This is a genomic window from Mariniflexile jejuense (assembly GCF_042675665.1).
In the GTDB taxonomy this organism is placed as follows: Bacteria; Bacteroidota; Bacteroidia; order Flavobacteriales; family Flavobacteriaceae; genus Mariniflexile; species Mariniflexile jejuense.
Genome location: NZ_JBHTJI010000022.1, coordinates 124974 through 142737, shown reverse-complemented (window position 1 = coordinate 142737; position 17764 = coordinate 124974). Strand labels below are relative to the sequence as shown.

Annotated in this window: 16 protein-coding genes; 14 read left to right on the top strand and 2 right to left on the bottom strand. The window is 31.9% G+C overall.

Annotation, left to right across the window (positions count from 1 at the left end; all coding sequences use genetic code 11):
- Positions 1–136: 136 nt before the first annotated feature.
- The 11 genes from ychF (at position 137) to ACFQ1R_RS12280 (ending at position 10670) form a co-directional block, all read left to right on the top strand.
- A complete protein-coding gene (ychF, locus tag ACFQ1R_RS12330; protein ID WP_379926539.1) occupies positions 137–1231 on the top strand; it encodes a redox-regulated ATPase YchF in 1095 nt (364 codons plus the stop codon).
- Between the two features lie 156 nt (positions 1232–1387).
- Positions 1388–1840, top strand: coding sequence for an SRPBCC family protein (locus ACFQ1R_RS12325; protein WP_379926538.1), 453 nt, complete (start codon positions 1388–1390; stop codon positions 1838–1840).
- A 74-nt stretch (positions 1841–1914) separates the two neighbouring features.
- Positions 1915–2820, top strand: coding sequence for a DMT family transporter (locus ACFQ1R_RS12320; RefSeq protein WP_379926537.1), 906 nt, complete (start codon positions 1915–1917; stop codon positions 2818–2820).
- Positions 2821–2936: 116 nt separating this feature from the next.
- On the top strand, positions 2937–4823 hold the full coding sequence (locus ACFQ1R_RS12315) for a DNA topoisomerase IV subunit B (protein ID WP_379926536.1): 1887 nt from the start codon (positions 2937–2939) through the stop codon (positions 4821–4823).
- Between the two features lie 79 nt (positions 4824–4902).
- Positions 4903–5031, top strand: coding sequence for a hypothetical protein (locus tag ACFQ1R_RS12310; protein WP_379926535.1), 129 nt, complete (start codon positions 4903–4905; stop codon positions 5029–5031).
- Positions 5032–5039: 8 nt separating this feature from the next.
- Positions 5040–7700 (top strand): DNA gyrase/topoisomerase IV subunit A, encoded by a 2661-nt coding sequence (locus ACFQ1R_RS12305; protein WP_379926534.1) that lies wholly within the window; start codon positions 5040–5042, stop codon positions 7698–7700.
- A gap of 71 nt (positions 7701–7771) precedes the next feature.
- Positions 7772–8188, top strand: a complete 417-nt coding sequence (locus ACFQ1R_RS12300; RefSeq protein ID WP_379926533.1) for a hypothetical protein — start codon at positions 7772–7774, stop codon at positions 8186–8188.
- Between the two features lie 147 nt (positions 8189–8335).
- Positions 8336–8773 (top strand): hypothetical protein, encoded by a 438-nt coding sequence (locus tag ACFQ1R_RS12295; protein ID WP_379926532.1) that lies wholly within the window; start codon positions 8336–8338, stop codon positions 8771–8773.
- 156 nt (positions 8774–8929) lie between these two features.
- Positions 8930–9346, top strand: coding sequence for a hypothetical protein (locus tag ACFQ1R_RS12290; protein WP_379926531.1), 417 nt, complete (start codon positions 8930–8932; stop codon positions 9344–9346).
- Between the two features lie 162 nt (positions 9347–9508).
- Complete coding sequence (locus ACFQ1R_RS12285) at positions 9509–9913, top strand: hypothetical protein (protein WP_379926530.1); 405 nt, start codon at positions 9509–9511, stop codon at positions 9911–9913.
- Positions 9914–10181: 268 nt separating this feature from the next.
- The gene (locus ACFQ1R_RS12280) at positions 10182–10670 is read left to right on the top strand and encodes a hypothetical protein (protein WP_379926529.1); all 489 of its coding nucleotides are present in this window, start codon (positions 10182–10184) and stop codon (positions 10668–10670) included.
- 61 nt (positions 10671–10731) lie between these two features.
- Here the strand turns inward: ACFQ1R_RS12280 and ACFQ1R_RS12275 are convergent, their stop codons facing one another.
- On the bottom strand, positions 10732–11523 hold the full coding sequence (locus tag ACFQ1R_RS12275) for a TerC family protein (RefSeq protein WP_379926528.1): 792 nt from the start codon (positions 11521–11523) through the stop codon (positions 10732–10734).
- 70 nt (positions 11524–11593) lie between these two features.
- Positions 11594–12844 (bottom strand): carboxypeptidase-like regulatory domain-containing protein, encoded by a 1251-nt coding sequence (locus ACFQ1R_RS12270; protein WP_379926526.1) that lies wholly within the window; start codon positions 12842–12844, stop codon positions 11594–11596.
- A 297-nt stretch (positions 12845–13141) separates the two neighbouring features.
- Here ACFQ1R_RS12270 and bshC point away from each other — a divergent pair, with 297 nt between their 5' ends.
- The 3 genes from bshC to guaA all read left to right on the top strand — a co-directional run bounded on the left by bshC (position 13142) and on the right by guaA (position 17712).
- The gene (gene bshC, locus ACFQ1R_RS12265) at positions 13142–14740 is read left to right on the top strand and encodes a bacillithiol biosynthesis cysteine-adding enzyme BshC (protein ID WP_379926525.1); all 1599 of its coding nucleotides are present in this window, start codon (positions 13142–13144) and stop codon (positions 14738–14740) included.
- A gap of 3 nt (positions 14741–14743) precedes the next feature.
- Positions 14744–16114 (top strand): pyridoxal phosphate-dependent decarboxylase family protein, encoded by a 1371-nt coding sequence (locus ACFQ1R_RS12260; protein ID WP_379926524.1) that lies wholly within the window; start codon positions 14744–14746, stop codon positions 16112–16114.
- A gap of 62 nt (positions 16115–16176) precedes the next feature.
- Positions 16177–17712 (top strand): glutamine-hydrolyzing GMP synthase, encoded by a 1536-nt coding sequence (gene guaA, locus ACFQ1R_RS12255; protein WP_379926523.1) that lies wholly within the window; start codon positions 16177–16179, stop codon positions 17710–17712.
- Positions 17713–17764: the final 52 nt, after the last annotated feature.

The following is a 17764-nucleotide window of genomic DNA, read 5'->3' as shown; positions in this document are numbered from 1 at the left end:
ACCTGTAATTTTTATGTCAAAAATTTAAAAGTTTTGAGTTTATAAAAATTATAAAAAACTAGTATTTATAGTCTATATTTGCACTCGCAAAAACCAAAGTATTGGTTAGTGTATTTATTATTTAATATTATTATAAATGAAAGCAGGCATTGTAGGATTACCAAACGTAGGAAAATCGACTTTATTTAATTGTTTATCAAACGCTAAAGCACAAAGTGCAAACTTTCCGTTTTGTACCATAGAACCTAATATAGGTGTAGTAAATGTGCCAGATAAACGTTTAGAAACGTTAGAAGAATTGGTAAAGCCAGTACGTGTTCAACCTGCTACGGTAGAGATTGTTGATATTGCAGGTTTGGTAAAAGGAGCAAGTAAAGGCGAAGGTTTAGGAAACCAGTTTTTAGCAAACATTCGTGAAACAGATGCTATTTTACACGTATTGCGTTGCTTTGATAATGATAATATTGTGCATGTTGATGGTAATGTAAACCCTATTCGAGATAAGGAAACTATCGATATGGAATTACAACTTAAAGACCTTGAAACGGTTGATAAAAAACTAGAAAAAGTAAAACGAGCAGCAAAAACAGGTAATAAAGACGCGCAAAAAGAAGAAGCTGTTTTATTAAAAATAAAGACATCTTTAGAAGCAGGAATTTCAGTACGTGCTTTAGAATTTACAGAAGATGATTATAATGATTTTGTAAAGCCATCGCAGTTTATTACTGAAAAACCAGTGATGTATGTTTGTAATGTAGACGAAGCATCGGCAGTTTCTGGAAATAAGTATGTAGATTTAGTAAAAGAAGCTGTAAAAGATGAAAAAGCCGAAGTATTATTTTTAGCAGTCGCTACAGAAGCTGATATTAATGAATTGGATGATTATGAAGAACGCCAACTTTTTCTTCAAGATATAGGTTTAGAAGAAGCAGGTTCTGCAAAACTAATTAGAGGCGCATATAAATTATTAAATCAGCAAACCTATTTTACTGCAGGTGTAAAAGAAGTACGTGCTTGGACAATCGATATAGGCGCCACAGGACCACAAGCTGCAGGCGTTATTCATACCGATTTTGAAAAAGGTTTTATTAGAGCAGAAGTTATAGCATACGATGATTATGTGGCTTTTGGAAGTGAAGCAAAAGTAAAAGAAGCCGGCAAAATGCGTGTTGAAGGTAAAAATTACGTTGTAAAGGATGGTGATATCATGCATTTCTTGTTTAACGTGTAATTTTGCACTAATAAATTTTACCTTTAAAACATCGATGAAAAGCAAAAAATAGTTTTTTTCTTTCAAAAAAGCCTACAAGAATTTTGTATTTGTAAGTAAGTTTGTATTTTTGGTTTGATATTGTAATGTAATTACCTCAAAAAAGACCTACTTAAAATGCCTCTTATTAAAACAAAAACCCTTATTAATGCGGATGTTAAATCGTGTTTTGATTTAGCTCGTAATATTGATGTTCATCAAGAATCATTAAAACATTCAGGTGAAATTGCTATTGATGGAAAAACTACTGGCTTAATTGAATTAGGCGAAACTGTTACATGGGAAGCCAAACACTTTGGATTTGTGCAGCATTTAACTTCAAAAATTACAGAATTTGAACCATCTAAATATTTTGTAGATGAAATGGTATCAGGAGCCTTTAAAACATTACGACATGAGCATCTTTTTCGGGAACGCGACAACAAAACAGAAATGATTGATGTTTTTTATTTTGAATCGCCTTATGGTATTTTTGGAAAATTTGCCAATGCCTTGTTTTTAAAAAAATATATAAAAAATTTGCTAGAAACAAGAAATAAGTTTTTGAAAGAAAAAGCAGAGGCTGTTTAATTTTTTTAGTTGAACATTGTAATTTTGCCTATTCACTTTTTAAGTATAACATAAGCATACCATACATTTACCTAATGCAAGATAAAAAGAAATTCATTTCTGGTATTTTACTAGGTATATTAGGTATTGTACTATTTTCATCAAAAGCGGTTATGGTAAAACTAGCTTATAAGTATCAGGTTGATGCTTTAAGTGTTTTGTTTTTGCGCATGTTGTTTTCGTTTCCTTTTTATATTGTTATTGCTATTATTTATAGTAGAAAATCCAATCCTGAAATTGTTGTAAAAAATGATTATTTGTGGTTAGCTTTTTTTGGAATAGTAGGTTATTATCTTTCTAGTTATTTTGATTTTGTTGGTTTGGTATATATAAAAGCAAGTTTAGAGCGTATTATATTGTTCTTATATCCTACAATTATTATCATTTTTAATAAGTTATTTTTAAAAAAGCCCATAACACAAACACAGGCTATTGCCATATTTTTAACCTATTTAGGCATTGTAATTACATTTTGGGGCGAAGTAGCTATTTCTGGTAAAGACACCTATTTAGGCGGCTTTTTTATTTTGCTTTGTGCCATAACCTATGCATCCTATTTGGTTGGAAGTGGTTGGTTAATTCCAAAATTTGGTGTGGTTAAATTCACATCGTATGCCATGCTTATTTCGTGTGTTTGTGTATTTATTCATTTTGGAATATTTTCAAAAATTAATATTTTTAGTTTACAATGGGAAGTTTATGTACTAGGCTTTTTAATAGCTATTTTTGCTACTGTTATTCCATCCTATTTGGTATCAGAATCAATAAACCGAATTAGTTCTTCAAATTTTGCAGTTATTGCTGGTTTTGGCCCAATTTCAACCATTATTTTAGCAGCTATTTTCTTAAATGAACTACTTACTTTATTGCAATTATTTGGTGCTTTGGTAGTGATTTTTGGTATTTTGTTGGTGTCCTTAAAAAAAGATTCAAACGCCTAATTTAAGGTTCTCAACAAAAACATTTTTATATTGTTAATTACTTTGTGTATTGGCAGTTTCATTTTTTATGGCGTTGTATTATATTAGCAACCAATCACGAAATTTTACTCAAATTTATGGCAGAACTTACCAATTATACCGAAGACAATATACGTTCACTAGACTGGAAAGAGCATATAAGAATGCGACCAGGGATGTATATTGGTAAGCTTGGTGATGGTTCTTCACCAGATGATGGTATATACATTTTGCTAAAAGAGGTTTTAGACAACTCTATAGACGAGTATGTTATGGGTGCTGGAAAAACCATCGAGATTTCTATTCAAGGCAATAAAGTTACAGTGCGCGATTACGGTCGTGGTATTCCATTAGGAAAAGTGGTTGATGTAGTTTCTAAAATGAATACTGGTGGAAAATACGATTCTAAAGCGTTTAAAAAATCGGTCGGACTTAATGGTGTTGGTACCAAAGCGGTAAACGCATTATCGTCATTTTTTAGGGTAGAATCTAATCGCGATAATAAATCCGCTTCCGCAGAGTTTGAACAAGGAAATCTAATTAACCAAGATTTACTTGATGATACAACACGCAGAAAAGGCACAAAAGTATCTTTTGTACCAGACGATACTATTTTTAAAAACTACAAATTTAGAAACGAGTATATCGTTAAAATGCTTAAAAACTATGTGTATTTAAACCCAGGTTTAACCATTGTTTTTAATGGTGAAAAGTATTTTAGCGAGCATGGACTTAAAGATTTATTATCAGAAAATATCAATGAAGGTGATCGTGCATACCCAATTATTCATTTGCGAGGTGATGATATTGAAGTTGCCATTACACATAGTAAAACACAATATAGTGAGGAATACCATTCCTTTGTAAACGGGCAAAACACAACACAAGGTGGAACGCATCTAAATGCGTTTAGAGAAGCCTATGTAAAAACCATACGTGAGTTTTATGGAAAAAATTATGATGCTTCCGATGTTAGAAAATCGGTTGTTTGTGCTGTAGCCATAAAAGTTATGGAACCTGTTTTTGAAAGTCAAACCAAAACAAAATTAGGATCTACCGATATGGGTGGCGATTTACCAACCGTAAGAACCTACATAAACGACTTTTTAAAAACCTATTTAGATAACTATTTACACAAAAATCCAGAAACAGCTGATAAAATCCAGCGCAAAATTCTGCAAGCCGAACGCGAGCGTAAAGAACTTTCAGGTATACGTAAATTAGCTAAAGACCGTGCAAAATCAGCAAGTCTTCATAATAAAAAACTGCGCGATTGCCGTGTGCATTTTGGCGATACAAAAAACGATAGAAGTTTAGAATCAACCTTATTTATTACCGAGGGAGATTCAGCATCAGGAAGTATTACAAAATCACGCGATGTGAATACGCAGGCTGTTTTCAGCTTAAAAGGAAAACCTTTAAATTGCTACGGTTTAAGCAAGAAAATTGTTTATGAAAATGAAGAGTTTAACCTATTGCAAGCTGCTTTAAACATAGAAGAATCATTAGAAGATTTGCGTTATAACAACGTGGTAATTGCTACCGATGCCGATGTAGATGGAATGCATATTCGCTTGTTATTAATAACATTCTTTTTACAGTTTTTTCCAGAAGTTATAAAAGAAGGGCATTTATACATTTTACAAACACCACTGTTTCGTGTAAGAAATAAAAAGGAAACCATTTATTGTTACACCGAAGAAGAACGTATTAATGCTATAGAAAAATTAAAACCTAAACCAGAAATTACCCGATTTAAAGGATTAGGTGAAATTTCGCCAGATGAGTTTAAACATTTTATAGGAGATAACATTCGCTTAGACCCCGTAATGTTAGATGAAAATATGTCCATAGAAGAACTTTTAGAGTTCTATATGGGAAAAAATACACCAACCAGACAAGAATTTATTATAGACAATTTAAAAGTAGAATTGGACATCATTAAAGAAGACGACCAAGTACCTGTTAAAACAGGAGTCTCTTAGATGTAACAATGTAACAAGTAAATTAAAACTAAAAAAAGTACCTGTTTTACAGGAGTTTAATGAATAAAATTAATACATTATGCTTTATAAAAAAGGAAAAAAAGTGAAGAGAAACTATGATTATTTGGTAGCACCTGCAAGTAATGAGCATTTATTAAAAAACAAAAAAAGAACACAAAAAGTTTCAACAAAATTCAAAAAGAAATAAGGTAATTAATGATTGAAGACGATAACGATTTAATTAACGGTCAAGACGAGCCAAAAGAAACCATAACCCGTGTAACGGGCATGTTTAAAGATTGGTTTTTAGATTACGCATCGTACGTTATATTAGAACGTGCTGTACCTGCTATTGAAGACGGTTTTAAACCCGTACAACGCCGTATTATGCACTCTATGAAAGATTTAGATGATGGACGGTACAACAAAGTAGCAAACATTGTTGGTCATACCATGCAATACCATCCGCATGGTGATGCTAGTATAGCCGATGCTATGGTACAAATTGGTCAGAAAGATTTACTAATTGATACCCAAGGAAACTGGGGAAATATTTTAACAGGCGATAGTGCAGCAGCATCACGTTACATAGAAGCGCGTTTGTCAAAATTCGCATTGGATGTTGTTTACAACCCTAAAATAACCGAATGGCAAGCTAGCTACGATGGGCGCAGAAAAGAACCTACTAATTTACCAGTTATGTTTCCGTTGTTGTTGGCGCAAGGTGGCGAAGGTATTGCCGTTGGTCTATCAACAAAAATATTACCGCATAATTTTATTGAACTTATTGATGCTTCCATAAAGCATTTACAAGGCAAACTTTTTACTATTTTACCCGATTTTCCAACCGCTGGTATCGCCGATTTTTCAAATTACAACGACGGTTTACGTGGTGGTCGTGTACGTATTCGTGCAAAAATTTCACAAATAGATAAAACAACACTTGTAATTACCGAAATACCTTTTGGAACTACCACATCATCACTTATAGATTCTATTCTAAAAGCTAATGATAAAGGTAAAATCAAAATTAAAAAGATTGAAGATAATACGGCTGCCGAAGTTGAAATACTTGTGCATTTACCATCAGGTTTATCACCCGATAAAACCATTGATGCCTTGTATGCCTTCACCAGTTGCGAATCGTCTATTTCACCTTTAGGTTGCGTTATTGAAGATAATAAACCGTTGTTTATTGGTGTAACCGAAATGTTGCGTCGTTCAACCGATAACACCGTTCAACTTTTAAAAAGCGATTTAGAAATTAAGCTTGATGAATTTGAAGAACAATGGCATTTTGCCTCATTAGAACGCATTTTTATTGAAAATAGAATTTATCGTGATATTGAAGAAGAAGAAACCTGGGAAGGTGTAATTAATGCCATTGATAAAGGTTTAAAACCACATATTCAGCATTTAAAACGCGCTATTACCGTTGAAGATATTGAGCGATTAACTGAAATTCGCATCAAACGTATTTCAAAATTTGATATTGATAAAGCACAGCAAAAAATTGATGCTTTAGAAGATCAAATAGCCGAAATAAAACATCATTTAGCAAACTTAATAGATTATGCGATAGCATATTTTACCAGACTAAAAAAAGACTATGGTGCAGGACGCGAGCGCAAAACAGAAATTCGCACGTTTGATGATGTAGATGCTACCAAAGTAGTTATTAGAAACACCAAACTATACGTTAATAGGGAAGAAGGTTTTGTTGGTACATCGCTTAAAAAAGATGAATATGTTTGCGATTGTAGCGATATAGACGATATTATTGTTTTTACCCGCGAAGGTAAAATGATGATAACAAAAGTTGATGCAAAAACCTTTATTGGTAAAGATATTATTCGTGTTGAGGTTTTTGATAAAAAGGATAATCGTACTATTTACAACATGATTTATCGTGATGGAAAAAGTGGACCATCCTACATTAAACGTTTTGCAGTAACCAGTATTACACGCGATAAAGAATACGATTTAACTAATGGAAGTAAAGGCTCAACAACCTTATATTTTTCGGCAAACCCAAATGGTGAAGCCGAAGTTGTTACCATTTTACTGCGTCAAGCTGGTAGTATTAAAAAGCTAAAATGGGATATTGATTTTGCCGATATTTTAATAAAAGGTAGAAACTCAAAAGGAAATTTAGTTACCAAATATCCTGTTAAAAAAGTAGAACTTAAGGAGAAAGGCATTTCAACCTTAAAACCTCGAAAAATTTGGTTTGATGATACCGTACAACGCTTAAATGTTGATGGTAGAGGTGAACTTTTGGGTGAGTTTAGAGGTGAAGACCGTATTTTAATTATCAATCAAAAAGGTGTTGCAAAAACCATTATACCAGAAGTTACTGCACACTTTGAAAGTGATATGATTGTGATGGAAAAATGGTTGCCTAAAAAACCAATTTCTGCCATTTATTTTGATGGTGAAAAAGAAAAATACTTTGTAAAACGCTTTTTAATAGAAAACGAAAATAAAGAAGAATGTTTTATTACCAATCATGAAAAATCGCATTTAGAAATTGTTTCAACCGATTGGATTCCTATGGCTGAAATAGAATTTACTAAAGAACGCGGTAAAGAACGTAAAGATAATTTGATAGTAAATTTAGAAGAATTTATAGCAATTAAAGGTATTACAGCATTAGGAAATCAATTAACTAAAGAGAAAGTAAACCAAATTAGTTTATTAGAACCACTACCATACGAAGCACCCGAAGAAGTACATGCCGATGATTTGGATGTAGTTGATGAAGAAGCTATAACTGAAGAAATTGAAACAGAAAACTCGCAAAACACTACAAACAACGTTAGTAATAATGCTGAAGATGATAATTTAGACGAAAAAGGGCAAACCAAATTATTTTAAAAATTCACCAATATGTTTAGAGTTATTGTTGTTATATTATTGTTGTGTGTAATTAAAAAAACGAAATGAAAATGAAAAATATTTTTGTGATTATAATTTCTATTCTACTTTTTACTTCTTGTAATGATTCTGAAAAATTGAAAGATTTGGAAAACCGAATTTCTAATATTGAAAATCAGAATAAAATATTATTGGATAGTTTGAATTCTGTGAATATTGAATTTATAAAACCATTTAAAATTTACGAAAAAATAATCTTATCTGAATTGAAAAACTCACCGAATCAAATAATATCAGATTATGAGTTTTTAATAAAAGATTATCCTAATTCCTTTTGGAAACACGAAGCTAAAAAAAGGATTGAAAATATTGAAAAAAGAAAAAAATATTGGTCTGAAAAAAATGGATGGGAACTACCCAAAAAACCAAAGAAACCTGAATTGATTGAAATAATTGAACCAATGGTTATAAGTTGTCCTGGATGTTAAAAAACTACACACAACAACATATATAATTTATTGCTGGCTTTTTGCTTACTTACGAAAATCCTCGCGGATTTTCTTCGTCAGTTTTTATTTACTAACTTTAGTGCTTAAACCACGCAACAAACCATATATAAACACGTTGTGCAACATATGAAAAAAACGCTCAAAATATTGATTTTATTCATTTTCATTCAAGGTTTTGGACAAACTGAAAATGATAGCATTCCAAAAAAATCTGAATTTATTGAATTAAGTGTAATAACTGATTTATGCAAGGATAATTCCAATTGGAAAGAAAAAAAAGAATGCTCAAAACAAGAAATATTAAAAAAAATAAGAAAAGAACTGAATTACGATATTATTGAAAAACTGACAACTAATAAAAAGTATCGTATTTGGTATTCGTTTTGGTTTGACTCGAAAGGCAAATTGACTAAAACACTTGTGAGAACGGACAACGATTTATTGAAAACGGAATTTAAGAGGATTATTGACAAGTTGGAATTAGACTTTGATTTACAAGACGAAAAAGGAAACCTAAAAAATGGACGATTTGACTTACCCGTAATTATTGAAACGCAAATTTAAAATACGTTGCACAACAAAGTATAAAAATAATGCGTAAGTTTAATCCTAAATCAAAAGGTTAGTGCGTATTTGGTCACTCTGATTTTCCTACGGAAAATCCTCGCACACAAACACGCAACTTTCCTTATACATAAACGTTGTAGGTAATTTGAGAAAATGATAACTGACACAAAAACTGAAAAGATTATTACTATTTATTTTTATTTGATTTTAATAATCGGAATTATATGGACATTTTTTGGAAGTGATGAGTTGGATAATTACGGACCAGTATTTTTCATGATTTTCGGATTTCCTGTATTTGCCGTTATTTACCAAAAACAATTTTATTCATTCAGCAATATGCTAAAACAAGAAAGACCTGATATTTTTGAAAAAAATGTACTAAACTACTCTGTTTTAAAGGGAGATGTGATTTCGGGATGGAGTGTTTTTAATAACAAAAAAGAATTTAAGGAAATTGAACCTCTTAAACTTAATCGGAAATACAAACTGACAATGAAAGCTTTTAATTTTTGTCTTTTGTCCTTTTTTCTTAGTATTTTGATTTCTATTGTTTTAATCTATAAATAAAAACTACCTACAACAACGGCTATAATTCATTGCGGCGGAATTTCCTGCCGGAAATTCTTATCTTGCAATGAACGCTTGGTCTCGGGGAATAGTCCGTGCGGACGATTCCGCAACGAAACCATAGCCCAAACGTTGTAAGCCATTTAAAAAAACCTGAACCCAATGAGTGATATATTAGACAAATTTGGAAAATTGATAGTAGAAAAGTTGAGAGATAGACAAATCGACTTGTTCCAAGGACTTATTAATGGTAAATGGAGAAGTAAAGAATCAAAAGAGTTACATGCCAAACTTTCAAAATTAACTCAAGAAGAAAAACAAGTTGTTGCGGACGTTTTGGAAAAGGTCCTAGAGAACTCTATGCATGATTTTCTCTTCGCAATTCAGGAGAGTAACGATTTAGATAGTGGACTCAAAGTTTTTATGGATGGCGAAAATGTAGCAGAGCTGTCTGACGGTTTACATGGAGAAATTTTTACAGAAGACGGTTGGATTGAAAGGTTTAGCAGGCACAAATCTGTTTACGAAAACAAGAATTCCAATTGGATTAAAAAACTATTTAGTTAAAATTCAATCAAAATTTCAAGCATTTGTACTTACATGTAAATCAGTTAGACCGACTAAAAACGGCTTACAACAATGTATAACCGCAATTACGGCGGATTCGACTACGTCCGAATCCACTCGGAATTGCTAAATTCAGTGCCAAACCGAAAATAATCGCTAATTTAACCCGTAACTGACGGTTATATGAGACCGATAATTATAGCTTACTATTTATACCGTATTTATAAAGGGAATAGAAATTATTAATTGTTGAAATTTAAATAATCCTTTGAAAAAAGAAATAATTTTTATTTTAAGTACTATAGTCTTTTTAAATTGTGAGTCTGAAAAAAAATTCTCTGATTATAATGAATTGGATTTTTATGAAGTACAAGGTATTATTAATTACGTAGGCTCAAACAAAAACCCTTTTGATAGTCAAAGAATTAAAGATGTTAGTTTTTCATATTTTTTAGATCGACCTGTTCCCATAAAAGGAATTGAAAAAAACATCAACTTATTTGAGTTAGATGCCAGATTTCCAATGTATGAGTCTAGTAATGGATACCCTTTAATAGTTTTGGTTCATAAAAAAGATGAAAACATTAGTTTTTATGGTCAAATAGGAATTCTTGAAAATTTGAATGATAAGGAAAAAGAATTTTTATCCCAACATTTTAAAAATGAGATGCAAAAAATCAAGAAAAAGATGCCTGAATATATATACAACGCCTTAACAAAAGACACTGTTAGAGAAACTTCAAATAGTAAACAGTAATTACCTTCACTTTAAATAAAGCTTAAAAAAAAGAATCATTCATATTACAGAAAGCCTTACTTTATTTTTTTTGTTTCTTCTGAATTCTAAAGTTTAAAAATTCTACAAATAACGAAAAAGCAATAGCAAAATATAAATATCCTTTTGGTATGGCGCCAACTTCATTACCAAAAAGTTTGGTATGCGATAGGTGTGCTGCTTCAGTAATTAGCATAAACCCAATTAATATTAAAAACGCTAAACCTAGTAATTGCATACTAGGGTGTTCATTTATAAATCTTCGTATAGGGTTTGCAAAACCTATCATAACGCCAATGGAAATAACTACAGCAATTATCATTAACATTAAGTTGTAATTATGGTTTGGATGCAATCCGTTGGTCATGCCAACAGCTGTTAAAATAGAATCGATTGAAAATATAAAATCAATCAACATAATTTGAATAATGGCCTGCGATAAACTTTTTATTTTTTTTTCTTTTAAAGCATTTTCATCATGGTTTGGTAGTTCTACTTTTTCATGAATTTCTGAAGTGCTTTTGTAAATTAAAAATAAACCACCACAAAATAAAATAATGGCTTGCCAACTAATAGCTATGTGCAACCATGAAAGTTGGATAGTGTAAAATGGTTCTTTCAAACCTATTAAAAATGTAACAAAAAACAGCAGTATAATGCGCTGAACCATAGCTAAAAGCAAACCAATAGTAGTGGCTTTAGCTTGTTGGTTTTCTGGTAATTTATTGGCTGCTATAGATATAAAAACGATATTATCTATACCTAAAATAATTTCTAAAAAGGTTAAGGTTAGTAATGCCATTATAGCATCACTGGTTAACAGAAAGTCTATCACAATAAGAAAAGTTAGTATGTAAAATTAATTAAAAAATGTTCACACAATTCAAATTGTAGATTAATTATTTTTAGGTTCGTTTTAATTGTTTTTTTATTTTTTCTATTGCAGATTCTATAGACTTTTCAGGTTCAATAATATTGTATTCACCCCAAAAAGCAGGGTCTTTAAATCCCGAAGTTTCATCGGCTAAAATGGTTGTTGGTTTTAGCAAATTATCTTTTACTTTGGCAAGTTTGGTATTATTAATACTCCAATCTGTAATTGCCATTTCACTGTTTAAGGTGTATGTGCTATTAAATAATTTACCTTTCCAGTTTACCTTAAATGTTAATAAAATATTACTGTATGCATAGTGCCATTTGCCATTTTGTGTACGGTAATTAACTCGGTACGTTGCTTCGGTTGGGTAAACATCAACCTGTCTGGGTTTTTTGCGTACATACATTTGGCTTGATAGTTCTCGGTTTTCAACATTAAGTCTGTAAACGGCGTTTGTTAAAGCTAAAGTTTCGGCATCAATATACAGTTTGCCATAATACATTGGCTGTGCTACACCTGGTTTTTGTTTGAAATTTATAACATAAACTAATTTATCGTTAATTTGAGTTGATTCGCTAAAAGAGAAGTCGTACAAAGGAATTTCTTGATTTGTAAAAATAAACTCGGGATACTTAATAATATCGGTGTAAAGGTTACTAAATGGTCCGCCTTGAAGCTTTACGGCAAGTGTATCTAATCTTGAATAATCGGTACTTTTTCTAGCTTTAATAAGTTCGATATCGTCATTTTTAAAATTACTATAAGGCTGTTTGTGTATTTGTACAACAGCTTCAGAAAGTGATGCATTTCTTCTTCGTTTTTTTATGGTTTCTCTATAAAAGGCGGTCATTAAAGTGCCATTGCTATTATAAACACTTCTGTTTTTTAAAGTTTCTTTCAATAGTGCTTCCGCATTTTTAAAGGTTTTAATTTCAATAGCAGTTAATTCTGTAAGAGCAGGTTTTAATGTTACTTTTGAATTTGAAAGCAATTCGGAAATTTTCATTTCCTTTTTTTGATACCCTAAATGCGAAAAACGTATCGATTTTGAAGTTAAAGAATCTGGCACTTTTAAAACAAATTCACCATCTGAATTTGTAATGGTACTTATATTTGTGTCTTTTAAAACAATATCAGCAAATACCAATGCATCTTTAGAGTTTTCATCTATAATTTTTCCTTTAACTTCAATATATGAAGCAGGCTTTTGTGCATACATACCTTGTATGCCAAATAGCAACAGTAGGCACAAAATATATAAAAAGCGTTTCTTTTTCATGACTTATTGAGGTTTAGTTTAGTGACCCATTAAGATACGAAAAAAATAGTATTTATTGTTTTAAATATCTGTTTTTTAATTGTTTGTGTTTTTGATGTGTGAAAATGTTAACATTTTCAATTGCTATTTTGTGTTGTTTGGTTAAGCAATTAATTTTTTTTGTTTAAATCTAAATTTTAGCAACTTAACCAAGTTACAAAGTTTCTTTAAATAGATTCAAACAAAACTCTTAACTATTTTTTTGGATTTCTAAAATTAGAATAGCTGTATATTTACACTTTAAACTTAATTTTTAATATGCCAACCGATTGTATTTCATTTAAACAAACAGGTTATTTTTCGTCGCTTATTTGTGATTATTTAGATGAAAAACCAGAACTACAAGCCTTTTACAACCAATTTCCAAAGCTTGAAAATTTTAAAGCACAGATTGAGGAAAAGCAGTTGTCTTTTCAAATACAGTCTAGAATAGTTTTAGCAGAAAGTTTAAAAAAACAATATCAAAACATTGAAACCTCTGAAGCTAGTTTAAAAAATATTGAAAGTTTAAAGTCAACAAATACCTTTACAATTACTACTGGGCATCAATTAAATTTATTTACTGGACCATTATATTTTTTATACAAGATAGTTTCTACTATCAATCTTTCAAATCAATTAAAGGAACACTATCCCGATTATAATTTTGTGCCAATTTATTGGATGGCTACCGAAGACCACGATTTTGAAGAAATAAATTATTTTAATTTTAAAGGCAAGAAAGTACATTGGAATAAAGACGCAAATGGTGCTGTTGGCGAATTAACAACCCAAGGTTTAGAGGCCGTTTTTAATTTGTTTTCTTTGGAAATTGGCAATACAAAAAATGCCGAATATTTAAAAAAGCTGTTTAAAGACGCTTATTTAAGTCATGATAATTTAACTGATGCAACCCGTTTTTTAGCTAACGAATTGTTTAAAAACTATGGTTTAGTAATTATTGATGGAAATGATTTTGATTTAAAAACCCAATTTATTCCATTTATGGAAGATGAATTATTAAATCAAACAGCTTTCAAAAATGTATCAGCAACAAATCAACAAATCAACAAATTATCAAATTACGGTATTCAAGTAAATCCGCGTGAAATAAATTTATTTTATTTAAAAGAAAATTTACGAGAACGCATTGTTTTTGAAGACACCATTTATAAAGTATTAAATACTAACATAACTTGGAGTAAGCGCGAAATACAAAAAGAGTTACTAGAGCATCCAGAACATTTCAGTCCAAATGTTGTTATGCGACCGCTGTACCAAGAAGTAATTTTACCCAATTTATGCTACATAGGTGGCGGTGGCGAATTGGCATATTGGTTTCAACTAAAACAGTTTTTTAATACGGTTAAAGTGCCTTTTCCTGTATTATTATTGCGTAATTCGGTGTTAATTCAATCGGAACGTCAATCAAAAAAGCTTCAAAATTTAAATATTTCTAAAGAAGATATTTTTTTGAAACGCAACAGTTTTATTAATAAAAAAGTACGCGACATATCGAATATTGATATCGATTTTTCAGAACAGAAAGCAGTCATAAAACTCCAGTTTGAAAACTTATACAAACTCGCAGAACAAACAGATAAATCGTTTTTAGGCGCAGTAAAAGCACAAGAAGTAAAACAAATAAAGGGTTTAGAGGCTTTAGAGAAGCGATTGCTTAAAGCGCAAAAGCGTAAATTATCAGACCAAGTTTCTAGAATGATTGATATTCAAAATGACTTATTTCCTAACGGAAGTTTACAAGAACGAACCACCAATTTTTCGGAATTTTATTTGGAATATGGCAATGAATTAATACCGAAACTCATCAATAGCCTGCAACCATTAAGAAAAGAATTTTTAATACTAAATTTTTAAAAAATGCATAAGGCTGATATCGCGTTAGTTGAAATGACAATGGATATAATGAAGTATGCCATAGACAGACTTTCATCAACTAAACATAAAATAGGAAAACCTAAAAGCGAAGAAGAGCTCAAGGCATTAGTAGGCGAAACCATAACAGAAAAAGGAATTGGTGGTGAAGTAGCATTTAATCTTTGGAAAAAACATTTAATGAAGGCTAATGTTCCTATAGACCATCCTCGGCATTTGGCATTTGTGCCTGCATCTCCAACAAGAGCAGCCATTATGTTCGATTTAGTAACATCGGCTTCGAGCATTCATGGAGCTTATTGGATGGAAGGTGCTGGAGGTATTTTTTGTGAAAACGAAGCTATGAAATGGATCGTGTCGTTAACAGGCTTACCTAAAGGTGCTTTTGGCGTATTTACAAGTGGTGGTACAGCAGCAAACCTTTCGGCTATGGTAACTGCTAGAGAACATTGGCGAGAAAATGCTACTTTTAATAATGAAAAGGGACTAATTATAACGTCTATTGGTGCACACTCTTCAATAAAGGCAATGGCAAAAGTGATTGATGTTGATGTGTTACTTATTGATACCGAAGATAAATTGAAAGGAATAGATTTACAAAACACCATCAATACGTTATCACCACAACAGCGCAAGCGCTTATTTGCTGTAGTTGCCACAGGAGGTACTACCAATGCTGGCATAATAGACGATTTGGATGGTATTGCCGAAGTATGTAACAGCGAACATTTATGGTTTCATGTAGATGCAGCTTATGGTGGTGGTGCTTTAGCAGCAGATTCTGTTCGGCATTTATTTAATGGTATAGAAAAAGCTGATAGCATCACAATTGATCCACACAAATGGCTATTTTCACCATATGATTGTGGTTCGGTTATTTATAAAAATCCTGAATTAGCAAAAAAAGCACATGCACAAGAAGGATCTTATCTTGATATTTTTAAAGACGAAGGTGCACATGGTTTTAATCCATCGGATTATCAAATTCAATTAACACGACGTGTTCGAGGTTTGCCATTATGGTTTTCATTGGCTATGCATGGCACAAAGCGTTATAAACAAGCTGTAGAACGAGGTTTAAAATTAGCCAAAGTAGCAGGTAAATTAATTGAAGAAAACCCGCATGTTGAACTTGTTAGAGAACCAAGTTTATCGTGTGTTTTATATAGAAGAATAGGTTGGAAACCTGATGATTATACTCATTGGACTTATGAAAATCATAAAAAAGGATTTGCATTGGTAGCTCCAACAAAGTGGAAAACTGGTAATACTTTTGAAACGGTTTCACGTTTTTGTTTTATAAACCCAGATACTACAAAAAAAGACATCCAATTGATTTTAGATTCCATGCGGTAAAATTTAATTAAAAAATCGCAATTCGTAATTCGTCATTCAAAAATCAATTACTATTTTTGCGCATGCAACATGACAAGGTACTTATTTTAGACTTCGGATCGCAATACACACAGCTTATTGCCCGTAGAGTTAGAGAACTCAACATTTACTCCGAAATACATCCATTCAACAAAATTCCAACCGAAATAGAAAGCTATAAGGCAGTAATACTGTCTGGTAGTCCAAATTCTGTAAGAGGCGATGATGCTTTACATCCAGATTTATCGGAAATTAGAACAAAAAAGCCATTGTTGGCAGTATGTTACGGTGCACAATATTTAGCGCATTTTTCGGGAGGTAATGTAGCACCTTCAAGTACCAGAGAATATGGACGTGCAAATTTATCATTCATAAAAAGCAACGAACCATTTTTAGCTTATATCCATACAGGAAGTCAAGTATGGATGAGCCATAGCGATACCATAAAAGAACTTCCAATAAATGGTGTTTTAATAGCAAGTACGCACGATGTTAAAAATGCAGCCTATAGAATAGACGGTGAAGAAACATATGCTATCCAATTTCATCCAGAAGTATACCATTCAACAGATGGAAAACAATTATTACAAAACTTTTTAGTTGACATTGCAGGTTTAAATCAAGATTGGACACCAGATTCTTTTGTTGAAGAAACCGTAGCGGCCATACAAGAAAAAGTAGGAAGCGACAAAGTGGTTTTAGGCTTATCGGGCGGTGTAGATTCTACCGTTGCTGCTGTTCTTTTAAATAAAGCTATTGGCAAAAATTTATACTGCATTTTCGTTAATAACGGCTTGCTTCGTAAAAACGAATTCCAAAATGTACTTAACCAATATGAAGGTATGGGACTCAATGTTAAAGGTGTTGATGCTTCCGAAAGGTTTCTAGCAGCTTTAAAAGGTTTAGAAGATCCAGAATTAAAACGTAAAGCTATTGGTAATGCATTTATTGAAGTTTTTGATGATGAAGCTCACAAACTTACCGATGTAAAATGGTTAGCACAAGGTACTATTTATCCTGATGTAATAGAAAGTGTTTCGGCTACTGGCGGACCTTCAGCTACTATAAAAAGTCATCATAACGTAGGTGGTTTGCCCGATTTTATGAAACTTAAAATTGTAGAACCATTACGCGCTATTTTTAAAGATGAAGTAAGACGTGTTGGTGCTACGTTAGGTATCGATCCAGAACTTTTAGGGCGACATCCATTTCCTGGACCAGGTTTAGGTATTCGTATTTTAGGTGATATTACTGCCGAAAAAGTACGTATTCTACAAGAGGTTGATGCTATTTTTATTAACGGATTAAAAGAATGGGGTTTATACGACAAGGTTTGGCAAGCAGGAGCAATGCTTTTACCTGTTAATAGCGTTGGTGTTATGGGCGATGAACGTACATACGAAAAATGTGTGGCACTTCGTGCTGTTGAAAGTACCGATGGTATGACTGCAGATTGGGTGAATTTACCTTACGAATTCCTTCAAAAAACATCAAACGATATTATAAATAAAGTTAAAGGCGTTAATAGAGTAGTTTACGATATTAGTTCAAAACCACCAGCAACCATCGAGTGGGAATAAAATTCTGTATGGCAGGAATCATTTGATATTGTGTACGTTGTTGCCAAAACAA